This window comes from Paenibacillus sp. EKM211P (genome assembly GCF_011066175.1).
Taxonomy (GTDB): Bacteria; Bacillota; Bacilli; order Paenibacillales; family Paenibacillaceae; genus Paenibacillus; species Paenibacillus polymyxa.
In genome coordinates, this window is the sequence record NZ_JAAMNS010000020.1 from 85,454 (window position 1) to 96,203 (window position 10,750).

The 10,750-nt window shown below is 44.7% G+C and carries 13 protein-coding genes and 1 rRNA gene; 2 read left to right on the forward strand and 12 right to left on the reverse strand.

All coding sequences use genetic code 11. The features are described from left to right. The first annotated feature begins 319 nt into the window (after nt 1-319). Nucleotides 320-574, forward strand: a complete 255-nt coding sequence (locus G9G57_RS22720) for an AbrB/MazE/SpoVT family DNA-binding domain-containing protein (RefSeq protein ID WP_007428005.1) — start codon at nt 320-322, stop codon at nt 572-574. Between the two features lie 125 nt (nt 575-699). Here G9G57_RS22720 and rsmI read toward each other — a convergent pair whose 3' ends face one another. The 10 genes from rsmI to G9G57_RS22770 all read right to left on the reverse strand — a co-directional run bounded on the left by rsmI (nt 700) and on the right by G9G57_RS22770 (nt 8,719). Continuing rightward, nucleotides 700-1,581, reverse strand: coding sequence for a 16S rRNA (cytidine(1402)-2'-O)-methyltransferase (gene rsmI, locus G9G57_RS22725; RefSeq protein ID WP_016818927.1), 882 nt, complete (start codon nt 1,579-1,581; stop codon nt 700-702). Next, nucleotides 1,578-2,336, reverse strand: a complete 759-nt coding sequence (locus G9G57_RS22730) for a tRNA1(Val) (adenine(37)-N6)-methyltransferase (RefSeq protein WP_016818928.1) — start codon at nt 2,334-2,336, stop codon at nt 1,578-1,580. The genes rsmI and G9G57_RS22730 overlap by 4 nt, the downstream gene beginning before the upstream one ends. 88 nt (nt 2,337-2,424) lie before the next feature. Further along, complete coding sequence (gene yabA / locus G9G57_RS22735; protein ID WP_016818929.1) at nt 2,425-2,799, reverse strand: DNA replication initiation control protein YabA; 375 nt, start codon at nt 2,797-2,799, stop codon at nt 2,425-2,427. A 27-nt stretch (nt 2,800-2,826) separates the two neighbouring features. Next, on the reverse strand, nt 2,827-3,627 hold the full coding sequence (locus G9G57_RS22740; protein ID WP_013368662.1) for a PSP1 domain-containing protein: 801 nt from the start codon (nt 3,625-3,627) through the stop codon (nt 2,827-2,829). Between the two features lie 138 nt (nt 3,628-3,765). Then, nucleotides 3,766-4,761: a DNA polymerase III subunit delta' gene (gene holB, locus G9G57_RS22745; RefSeq protein ID WP_016818930.1), complete on the reverse strand. Its 996-nt coding sequence runs from the start codon at nt 4,759-4,761 to the stop codon at nt 3,766-3,768. A 248-nt stretch (nt 4,762-5,009) separates the two neighbouring features. Next, entirely contained in the window at nt 5,010-5,453 is a 444-nt protein-coding gene (locus tag G9G57_RS22750) for a YaaR family protein (protein ID WP_013368659.1), read from the reverse strand. Nucleotides 5,454-5,650: 197 nt separating this feature from the next. Further along, the gene (locus G9G57_RS22755; protein ID WP_007427998.1) at nt 5,651-5,980 is read right to left on the reverse strand and encodes a cyclic-di-AMP receptor; all 330 of its coding nucleotides are present in this window, start codon (nt 5,978-5,980) and stop codon (nt 5,651-5,653) included. 74 nt (nt 5,981-6,054) lie between these two features. Next, the gene (gene tmk / locus G9G57_RS22760; RefSeq protein WP_019685730.1) at nt 6,055-6,702 is read right to left on the reverse strand and encodes a dTMP kinase; all 648 of its coding nucleotides are present in this window, start codon (nt 6,700-6,702) and stop codon (nt 6,055-6,057) included. Between the two features lie 103 nt (nt 6,703-6,805). Further along, a complete protein-coding gene (locus tag G9G57_RS22765; RefSeq protein WP_019685729.1) occupies nt 6,806-8,389 on the reverse strand; it encodes an aminotransferase class I/II-fold pyridoxal phosphate-dependent enzyme in 1,584 nt (527 codons plus the stop codon). A gap of 144 nt (nt 8,390-8,533) precedes the next feature. Then, on the reverse strand, nt 8,534-8,719 hold the full coding sequence (locus tag G9G57_RS22770) for a sigma factor G inhibitor Gin (protein ID WP_016818933.1): 186 nt from the start codon (nt 8,717-8,719) through the stop codon (nt 8,534-8,536). 400 nt (nt 8,720-9,119) lie between these two features. On the opposite strand from G9G57_RS22770, the gene G9G57_RS22775 reads away from it, so the two are divergent. Then, complete coding sequence (locus tag G9G57_RS22775; protein ID WP_016818935.1) at nt 9,120-9,647, forward strand: hypothetical protein; 528 nt, start codon at nt 9,120-9,122, stop codon at nt 9,645-9,647. A 372-nt stretch (nt 9,648-10,019) separates the two neighbouring features. On the opposite strand, the gene G9G57_RS22780 is transcribed toward G9G57_RS22775, so the two are convergent. Both G9G57_RS22780 and rrf read right to left on the reverse strand, forming a co-directional pair. Further along, entirely contained in the window at nt 10,020-10,439 is a 420-nt protein-coding gene (locus G9G57_RS22780; RefSeq protein WP_013368653.1) for a hypothetical protein, read from the reverse strand. A 235-nt stretch (nt 10,440-10,674) separates the two neighbouring features. Continuing rightward, nucleotides 10,675-10,750 (reverse strand): 5S ribosomal RNA (rrf, locus tag G9G57_RS26470); the annotation flags it as partial.

Below are 10,750 nucleotides of genomic sequence, written 5' to 3' on the forward strand. Positions count from 1 at the left end.
TTTAATATTCGGAATAATGGATTAAAATACAATAAAATCCTAAACGCCCTCCCTTATTCGACATTGTTTGTCGTAATATGTCGAATTATCACTTTTCGACATTTCCAAATCGACACACAAGACAAATCATCCGTAAAATAAGGTAATTCACATGAATAAAGCTCTTTGTTCTAAATACTTTTGCATAATTAGGCTGTTACTACTTTTTTAAGGTTGACTGTTTTGGGAATCGTTGGTATAGTAAATATCAGAAAAGAGAAAATTTTGTCGAATGATGACACTTATATTATTTTAAACGGCGAGAGGAGCCTGATTTATTATGATGAAATCCACTGGTATTGTAAGAAAAGTTGACGAGCTCGGACGTGTTGTTATTCCAATCGAATTGCGCCGTACCCTGGGAATCGGAGAGAAAGACGCTTTGGAAATTTACGTTGATGGTGAGCGCATCATGCTTAAAAAATACGAGCCTGCTTGTATCTTCTGCGGCAATGCTGAGAACGTAATTTACTTCAAAGGGAAAATTGTTTGCCAAGATTGCATTTCCGAAATCCCAACACCTGTGACAAACTGAGAATTTTAGTATATAATAGACTTATCAGAGATTGTTAATTCTAACCTTTTTCATATATACTCCTTGTTGCCTTCCACGGTTTGAACCCAACCGTTGGAAGGCCCTTTTTTTGTTTACACACGTACTCATAAAAGTGCGTTGTATACATCCCTCTTGGAAATTGAACGGTCTGTAGCTGTACGCTTCATGGCATCCTTGCGCGTAAGCCCCTCTGACTCGTAATGCGCGACGTGAGACTCCAAAGATAAGTCCTGCCACCATGCCTGACGCTCCTGTTCCTCTTCCTCTTCGTTTTTCCCCTCAACGACCAGACAATATTCACCAATCGGTGGGTTCTCCTCTAGTTTTGCAAGACATTGCTCCACTGTTCCACGCACCCATTCCTCATGCAGCTTGGTCAGTTCACGGGCAAGTACTACGTTGCGTGATCCTAATGTTTCCTTTATTACTGTCAATGTCTTTACAATACGGTGGGGCGACTCATAAAAAAGAATCGTGCCATGGGATACCTGAAATGATTGTAACAACTTCTCTAGATCCTTTTTCTCCCTTGGTGGAAATCCAGCGAAGGTAAACCTCTCTGTATCCAGTCCTGAGGCAATTAAAGCGGATAGTGCAGCATTTGCCCCTGGGATAGGAATAACACTGATTTCTGCTTCAAGTGCCAGCTTGACCAGATCCGAACCAGGATCAGAAATGGCTGGTAGACCTGCATCGCTAACCAGTGCCAAATTTTTTCCTTCTATTATATAACGTATCAGCTCAGGCCCACTGGCAGCTTTATTATGTTCATGATAACTGAAGAGCATTTCCGGCGTGATGTCGAAATGTGTGAGCAATTTGCGTGTTTGCCTCGTATCCTCAGCAGCGATAATATTGCATGACTTTAGGGTGTTAATTGCCCTAAAGGTCATATCGTCCAGATTGCCAATCGGGGTAGCAACGAGATATAACTTTCCCCGTTCCTCTTCACGGTTACTAAAGCTTTTTTGTACAGCTGCTGTCACACTGAATCCCCCTTGCTTACTTCTCCATAGATTTCCCTTATTTCCTGAGTATAGTTCCCATCTTCCTGATATACAATGAGTGGAGGTAATAGACGAACTTCCGGTTTGCCGTCACGCATTGCTTCAACAAGTACCATATTTGCTTCCATATGAATCCGTGGGTGAACAAAACGTATCCGCTTGGGTTCCAGGCTATAACTGCGCATCAAGGATATAATCTCACCCAGGCGCTGTGGGCGATGAACCATCGATACTTTCCCCCCATTTCGGACAAGCCGAGAACATGCCTGGATGACTTCTTCCAGTGTACAGTTCACTTCATGACGAGCAATGGCCTGGTGAGGATTCAGCTTGATATCGCTACCATTTAGCGGCATATAGGGAGGATTCACGGTAATCGCATCATACACGCCATGTCCCGTGATTTGAACCAGCTCACGCAAGTCTCCTTCCCGAATCTCAATTGCAGATTCTAATCCATTCAAACTGACAGACCGTCTAGCCATATCTGCCAGGCGTGGTTGAATCTCAATTCCTTCAATAGATGCTTTGGTGCGTGTCGTCAACAGTATGGGAACAACCCCATTGCCCGTACACAAATCGAGAATCTTCCCACGCTGAAGCGGAATACCAGCAAACCGTGCCAGCAAGACCGCATCCATCGAAAAGCTGAACACTTCATCACTCTGAATAATACGCAGATTGTGTGAAAGCAGATCATCAATTCGTTCAGACTTCTTTTCATTTTCGTACATAATGCTCTCCTATCCTATAACCTAAATCGCTTTTTACTCATACTTCCTTACAAAAAAGCCGTAGGCATCTTGCTCCTACGGCTTGTTTTTATTTATTCAAAAATGACAGACAGAAGAGGCAATCGCCTTCTGTTCGCAAATGTCCGTAATACACGTTGCATATATGAAATCCTTCATGATACAGCCTTGCCAGATTGTCGTAGCCTTCGCCCACGACCTCACCCGTCTCCTCTTCATTCTTAACGACGATCGGAGGAGGAAGCTTCGGCTTGCTTGCCGTCTTTTCTTCTCCAGAGGTTTCACGTTTGAGCATCTTGCGCACCTGTTCGTTTTCAATCGTTAGTCGTTGATTTTCCTCCAGCAGCTCTTTTACTGCCAGTTTCAATTCACCCAGATCACTATGCAACTGTCCCATTTGGGTTTCCATTTCGTGAATACGCGCAAAAACATTTAATTTATCCAAGTTTCCACCCCGAAGCAACCTAATGGTTTACTTGACGACTACATCGTCCATTGGAAGTTCCTTGACCTTACTGATCTCAAACAGTTGAACATGTACCGTACGATGGCCTGCATTGACACCTACCACTTTCCCTTCTCCCAGAGAGGTGATAACCATCTTACCTACCTGAGGCAGCTCTTCCCGCATGCTCTCGTAGTTATCATGTTCAAATTTGAGACAGCACATCAATCTTCCGCACAACCCGGAAATTTTCGTCGGATTCAGCGACAAGCTCTGATCCTTCGCCATCTTAATAGATACCGGGTCAAAATCCCCCAGCCATGAGGAACAACACAGAATACGTCCGCAAGGTCCAATTCCACCAAGCATTTTAGCCTCATCCCGTACTCCGATCTGCCGCAGCTCAATTCGTGTACGAAAAATGCTGGCCAAATCCTTTACAAGCTCTCGAAAATCAACCCGACCCTCAGCCGTAAAATAAAAAATGATCTTATTGCGGTCAAATGTAAATTCCACATCTACCAGCTTCATTTTAAGGTTATGGTCTTTAATTTTATTTAAACACGTACCGAATGCATCCTTGGCCGCCAATTTATTCTCTTCTACAACAAGAGCATCATCATCTCCGGCAATACGAATGACTTTTTTTAAGGGTAGGACAACATCCGAATCATTTACTTCTTTTTTGCCCACCACAACCTTGCCATATTCAATACCGCGAGCGGTCTCTACTATGACGCAGTTTTCTTTCTCCACTGGAAGGTCCAGCGGATCAAAATAATAAGTCTTGCCCGCCTTCTTGAAACGGACACCCACTACACTATACAAAAATTAACCCCCTTGTATGCCACTAAACCTCATTTGTAGCCGACATTGTACGAATGGCCGCAATTGAAGTCTCACTGTCGCACAAACCGGGAACCTGGCGTCGCGGATTGTGCAGAGTGGAACAAGCGCGCCTTCCTGTTAGCCGGTGATAGAACCGCTTGTATCGGACAACCCAATCAGAAGCTGCTCCACGCATAATTGTCCGTTGACGTGAAAACGGAGCTTCTTCCTGCAATTCGCGGCCAAATCCATATAAGAGACCCATTGTTCCGTGCTGCGGGTGATTGCCAATTTGGAGACGGACTCCAAATGATCTATGAAAACAATGCTTTCGTGCCTTCCGTAACGGAAATGAAGCATATCCTTAAACCACAAATGAAACAGATGAAACAGAATATCCAGGTGTTCAGAAAGTCCAGTTTTAAAAATCTTCTGTTGAGCCAGAATAATCGACGAACTCCCCCGGCTCATGGACTCCTTCACTAATTGTAACACTACGTTTCTAATTTCTGCAAACCAATTCTGCTGGAGAATTTCTCTACATGATTCCAGTCCTGAAGCCATATGAACCACTGACCGGACAAGTCCTGCCGTATAGCCTTCCCCAATTAACACCTGCATCATCATTTCCGGCTGTAAAGCGTGGAAAGGCACCTGCTGTGTCCGCGATTGAATCGTAGGCAACAACGCCTGTCCATTCTCTGAAATGAGTATACCGACCACGGGAATCTGAGGCTCCTCCAAAAACTTAAGCAAGCTGTTAGCAGCTTGCACTGTCATGGTATCCGCCTGTCGAATGATATATACCTTCGGGTTGGAGCTTTCAGATTTGTATGAAAATATTCGTTGAAGCCCGCGAATCTGATCGATTTTAACCGTTGCTCCATCAGGCTCCACAATGTGCAAGTCCGGGTGATTCCCGTGCTCTACCTTGCGGCATGACAAGCACTCGCCACATGCATCATCCGTCTGTTTTTCACAGAATAAAGCCTTGGCAAAGGTCTGTGCCATGTTCATCTGTCCGCTTCCCTGCGGTCCGCTAAAAACATAAGCATGGCTGACTGTGTGATTCCGCAATGCACTTTGCAGCATTTTTTTGGCTACATCCTGTCCCAATATATGTTGGAAAGACATATTTCCTCACTTTCTCCACTGAAAACAACGATGAATCATCAGCAAATCATTGTTTTCCCGGGCGAGTTTGTTGATGTTGTGATGCTCTCACCCTCAAATCATGGTTCTTCAGTATAGCTGTGCCGCTATTCGCATATTACGTTTGCCCACATGTACATAGTCAAAAATAATCTGCCAGCATGATCAGCAAGCAGATTATTTCTTCGTGGCAACAGCCCGTCTGTATTCATTTATAACATAAGACTGCATTAAAATGAGAGATTAATCAGCAAGCCTCTAATCTCACCGACTCCTTGCAAAAGCTCAATCTTCCCTTGCTCGGTATCGAGCAGCTCATCTGCCATTTTGAGCAATAGCTCATCCACTTCATCAATCAGCTTATAACGCTTGCTGCGTCCCCGACGATCCCATCCTTTTGTGTCCTTCATAGACACGCCCCGCCGAACCGTATCTTCCAAAAACCGTTTAACCAGCATCTTATAAGCCTTCAACTCACGAATCGTCATTGAGCGAGCAAGACGATCTCCCTGCATTTGAATTTCCTTAAAGCGCCGGTTCAATTCCTCCTTCGAAGCCTGCTCCCCATTTTGCTGCATAACATCGGAGAAGCTTTTCGGCTGAATTGGCTTGGCACTCGTTTCATTTGTAGACAATGTACTGTGTAAAGGGCGGTAGCCCGGATTTATTTTCATATAAACCTGCTTTCTCCCCGGATGCTTTCCTTTGCCTCAACGAACAGTTCAATAGAGAACTCGGGAGTCTCTTCGGTTTTCCGGGGGCTGCGCTGTAGCGCTGCCGTTTTAGTGGATCTGCTTCTCATTCTCATCGTATGAGCGAGAAACAGGCATTTCCACTATCATATCGGCAAAATAGGTTCTATTGTGTAGATTCAGAAATGCTCGAAACGGTCTACAGGCATCACGAAAACTGTCGCTCCACCCACCTGCACTTCAACAGGCAACGGCAGATAAGAGTCCGTCGTCCCACTCATAGGGGTGACGGGTGTGACCAGCTGTTCACGTACCTTGCAACTGCTGCGAATGACATTCATCAACGAGTCTACCTGATTGTCATCGACACCAATCATAAATGTCGTATTACCTGCACGCAGAAATCCCCCTGTGCTGGCCAATTTGGTAGCACGGAAATTAGCTTTCACCAGTCCGCTGGATAATCTATTACTGTCCTTATCCTGTACAATCGCAATAATCAGCTTCATCCTGTATTCCTCCTTCAAGTCATATTAGAGACAGCCTTGTCCCTAGCTCAATTTTACCGTATATCCTTCGACAATTATACGCTAAAATTCTGAATAAACCGCTTTTTCAGCAAATCCTTCAATACTTGCTCTACCTGTTCAGGTGCGGGAGAGGCATCCACAATCGTAATTCGTTCCGGAAATTCGCGAGCTAGCTCCAGATAAGCCTCTCGCACCTTATGGTGAAACGATATGCTCTCCATATCTAGGCGATCCATTTCCTCTCCTCGTGACGCATTGATTCTTGCCAATCCCAACTCGGGCTCAATATCCAGATAGAACGTGGCATCCGGCTCCCAATCATCCACCGCAAAGCGATTAATCGAAGCTACCTCTTCAATGCCAATCCCTCTTGCAAACCCTTGATAGACCAGGCTACTGTCCACAAAACGGTCACACAATACGATAGCTCCTTGCTCAATAGCCGGCTTTACCTTCTCCACCAAATGCTGGCGCCGCGCCGCCGCATATAAAAGCGCCTCTGTTCGGGCATCCATACTGGTATGAGCAGGGTCCAGAATGATAGAACGAATCTTTTCAGAAATTTCAATGCCGCCCGGTTCCCTCGTCGTGACGACTGGATAGCCTTCTTCCTCTATATACTTCGCCAGTCGTTGGATCATGGTTGTTTTACCGGAGCCGTCTCCCCCCTCCAGCGTAATAAAAATGCCTTTGCGATTCATGTTATTCCCTGCTTTCCTGCCTGAAAAATAAAAGTCATCCACAGGCTGCGTATGCTTCTTTTATCCAGTCTTCTGTATTTGTTAATTCTCTAGTATCTAATCTTTATTGTAAACGGAATACCCGAATCGTAAGCATACTTTCATCTGCTATCCCTTGCCATTTAGCTCCTAGCTCACGTAGACGAATCATCCGTAGAGCAATCACTTCTGTGATCATTTCCCCTGCATATAGCAGCGGGATACCTGGAGGATACGGGATAATCATTTCAGCAGCTATCCTGCCAGCTGATTCCTCCACAGGCACGATCTCCATCTGATCTGGATTAATCGGTTGAAGCCCAAACTGCACCGGACTGGAGTAAGCCTTCATTCCCTCATTGTTCCACGTGGAAAAATCCAATTCTAGTCTCTGCTGCTCTATCCCCGCTAACTCCGGCTTATCAGTCGTCCACTTAAACCTTATATCATTATTTATATGCACAAGAGCCTGCAACAGGTGACTCGCATCCCTAGCTGTAGAGCCTAACGTAAACAATAAAACCACATGTTTCTCGTCGCTCATCTCTGGGATACAACTGTAAGTCTCCAGCTCACGTTTTAATCCAAAGCCATCTAATACACCCCATGTATCATATAGCACCATTTTAAAAGGATCCTGAGTTGAGTACCCATCACTTCTCTTCTCGGCCCTTTCCAGAGCCTCAGAGATCCCCTTCTGAGCGCCACACTGTTCACTTGCCTGCTGTGTAGGTTCTACCAAGCGAAAGCGTGGGAGCTGCGCCAGCCCCTTTCTAAAAGCGTCTGCTGCTGCTATGCCCTCTGTAAAGGCATCCGTGCCATAAGCATCGATATACCATCTTGCCAAATCGAGCGAGGCCATTAATGGATACGAAGGGCTGGAGCTTTGCACCATAGCCAACCGCTGACGGAGCAGTTCCCGATGAATTCTCTGTCCTTGCACATGTAACATGGCTCCCATGGTCATAGCTGGAAGCATCTTATGTGTCGATTGGACAACTATATCAGCACCACAGGAAAGAGCAGAGACTGGCAAACGAGGATGCAGTCCATAATGAGCACCATGTGCCTCATCTACCATCAACGGCACATCGGCTGCATGACAAACTTTAGCTGTAGCAGTCAGATCATGCCCCATCCCATAATAGTTAGGGAGCGTAAGTAATACTCCTTTAGCCAATGGATAGGCCTTGAGAGCAGCCTTTATCGTGTCTGTCGATGGAGCAACCGCCAGCCCGCTTAGTGTATCTATTTCCGGATCTAGAAATACGGCCTTGGCTCCCGATAACATGAGACCGTTCAGAACAGATTTGTGTACATTCCTCTGTACCAGTAGTACATCTCCCGGCTTCGTACATACGGTCAAAATCATGGCCAAATTACCGACCGTGCTGCCTCCAATAAGCCAAAAGCTCTCTTCTGCACCAAAGCACTTCGCAGCCAGCTCCTGACCTTCACGAATCACGTCTTCTGGGTGATGCAAATCATCCAGTCCGGTAATTTCAGTCGCATCAATAGACATCACCTCTTGCAACAGAGATGCCATTTCTTCATACCTATAGACTTGCCCGTTTTTATGACCGGGTACATGAAAAGAAGCGTTTCCCTGAGACCTGTAACGTATTAGAGCTTCCACTAATGGTGCATGAACCGCCTTTTTCCCCATCATTCTGCAATCCTTCCAAACAAAGCTTTATATCTACCCTATTTTATCGTAAAATCAAGCGGAATCCTACTTTTACTCACAGAAAAAAAGGCCCGTATCGACAGACCTTGGAATGCCCATCCTTCAAACGCTAGCTAGCGAAGGATATTATGCATTTTTCTGAACCCAAATTTGCTTTAGTTGATCAATAAAAAAATGATATTTGGCGTCAGTTGCATCCGTGTGCACCATTTCGGCTTCACACGCATCACAGATAAACTCGGAAACGATAAAAATGCCTTCATGTTTGTGTTGTCCGCATATGATGCAGCGGTGGTCACCTTGATCATGCATATCCATCCCACCTTGTTTCTTTTACTATTAGTATGGGTCACTTTCTAGTATTTTAAACCTTTTCATGGCCCAATTCGACGATATACTCTATATATATTCCCCTTGGGCTATTATGGTGTTTGTACCCCGTATGTTTAAAAAAACAGCCGCATATGCCGATATAATAAGAAAAGCTTCTATGTATGGATGCCCTTTCATTGGAGCCTTTGCACACTTCATCAGTGAGAGCTTTTCCTGTAATTATAGAATAGGTTAGCTAACGCTAGATGTCCTTGCTCTATACTATTACAAAAAAATAATTGATGCTTATTAAAGCCGCATGAGCGAAGTACCGTCCCTTTTTCCGGCTGTGGACGGGAAGCCACTTGTGATGCAGTAGATTAATGAAAGGACTGTTCGCATGACAGAGGAAACCGGAACCAAAGCTACCTACTATCACTACAAGCTCATCAAAAAAATCAATATACCACGTCAGCTGATATGGAGTCACCTCACACTGCCTGTTATTATGCTTCTCTTTCTGCTTCTAGCCTTCTCCTGGACTAGTGTATTTTTGTTTGCTCTTGCCCTTTTCCTAACCTTATGGGTACACTTCGTAATCTCGCGATCTGTCCTATACATAGGTGGTGGGACAGCCTTCCGCAAACGCTGGGCGTTCCATCGCAGGTTGCCTTGGCTAGGCTATATGACAGACCAATACATAGGCTATAGGATTTTTCGTCGTGTGCACATACATACACTCTGGATTGGTATCTGCTTTTCAGCCGTATTCATTCTCTGGTCTCCGCCAGCCTTTACCGTATCCTTACTCTTCTGGCACCTATGGCTCATTGCACCGCGTTTATACGTCTTGAGTCGGCTTATAGGCGAAAGAAAAGACGGCATGTTGAAGTTCACCGATGAAGAAGCCTCCTACTATCAACAGTAAATCAATTCACTTCCCATCTGTACAGATCGAAACTTCAATTAATACATCCCCAACGCTTCAGCCTTAAAACAATAAAAAAGAGCAACCCGGGTCGGGTTGCTCTTTTTTTTATAATTTAACAATTATATTCCCTTAGTTCTCTCATTAAATAACTTTACCCACATAGGATTTACCCACATTATCTATGTCATAAAAGTAGTAAACCGATCTATACAGAAATATACAAAAGGAAGCCACTTTCTACACAACGGCAGTTTCAAGTGCTTCCCCATCTCATCATTCATCATTATACGCTCAGCAACCAATACGCTATGAGTTAATTATGACCTTACAATACATCCTTTGTTGCATACTTGAGTGAAAATCGCACTCTTAATTAAGGTCTACACTTTTACTCTTCACAGTAGCTTTTCTGTCTTTTGGAACCAATACGGTAAAAGAACCATCATGCACAGACAAATGCACCATGTGTTTATTTTTCTGGAACACCTTTTGATTCGAGGTAGATAAATTCGGTTCCTCAGTCCAGCCCCAGGCTGCAATCTCCTCCAGATAAGGAGCAGGTAGGCTATCGCTTTCCTTCAACGCTGGCAGTGCATAGCGTACATAGTCCATGTCCGAATTGCTACTGGCCCGATCAGTTTTACTAGCTTCTTTGGGAACTGGAAACGTCTTCTCGTTAGCAGCACCCTCAAACGATGTCCAAGAAGGCTCCTCTTCCACGCACCCGGTAAGAATCGCGACAGCGACACTGAATAGCACCAATAGAGCAAGCCATTTATTTCGCCGCATGATCTTCCCTCCTTACCAGCCTGATTGACTATACAAAATCCTATAATGGAGTTTGCATAATTCTGCAATATAGCAGCGTATGTGTATGGGATTCAATACCTATATTATACAGGGTTTGCTCTTACATTCCGTAACAAAAATGTTACCTTCCTTTTGTAAGGATATTTCTAAATTACATCTATATGCAAAAAAGAGGACCATAATCTCAATAAGATCATGGTCCTCTTTACTTGTTGCTTGGCAACGTCCTACTCTCCCAGGACCCTGCGGTCCAAGTACCATCGGCGCTGGAGGGCTTAACGGTCGTGTTC

Bases quoted from the DNA above. Each gene is read 5' to 3' on its own strand.
- G9G57_RS22720 (WP_007428005.1), top strand. From the start codon at position 320: ATGATGAAATCCACTGGTATTGTAAGAAAAGTTGACGAGCTCGGACGT.
- G9G57_RS22730 (WP_016818928.1), bottom strand. From the start codon at position 2,336: ATGTACGAAAATGAAAAGAAGTCTGAACGAATTGATGATCTGCTTTCA.
- holB (WP_016818930.1), bottom strand. From the start codon at position 4,761: ATGTCTTTCCAACATATATTGGGACAGGATGTAGCCAAAAAAATGCTG.
- G9G57_RS22750 (WP_013368659.1), bottom strand. From the start codon at position 5,453: ATGAAAATAAATCCGGGCTACCGCCCTTTACACAGTACATTGTCTACA.
- G9G57_RS22755 (WP_007427998.1), bottom strand. From the start codon at position 5,980: ATGAAGCTGATTATTGCGATTGTACAGGATAAGGACAGTAATAGATTA.
- tmk (WP_019685730.1), bottom strand. From the start codon at position 6,702: ATGAATCGCAAAGGCATTTTTATTACGCTGGAGGGGGGAGACGGCTCC.
- G9G57_RS22765 (WP_019685729.1), bottom strand. From the start codon at position 8,389: ATGATGGGGAAAAAGGCGGTTCATGCACCATTAGTGGAAGCTCTAATA.
- G9G57_RS22770 (WP_016818933.1), bottom strand. From the start codon at position 8,719: ATGCATGATCAAGGTGACCACCGCTGCATCATATGCGGACAACACAAA.
- G9G57_RS22775 (WP_016818935.1), top strand. From the start codon at position 9,120: ATGACAGAGGAAACCGGAACCAAAGCTACCTACTATCACTACAAGCTC.
- G9G57_RS22780 (WP_013368653.1), bottom strand. From the start codon at position 10,439: ATGCGGCGAAATAAATGGCTTGCTCTATTGGTGCTATTCAGTGTCGCT.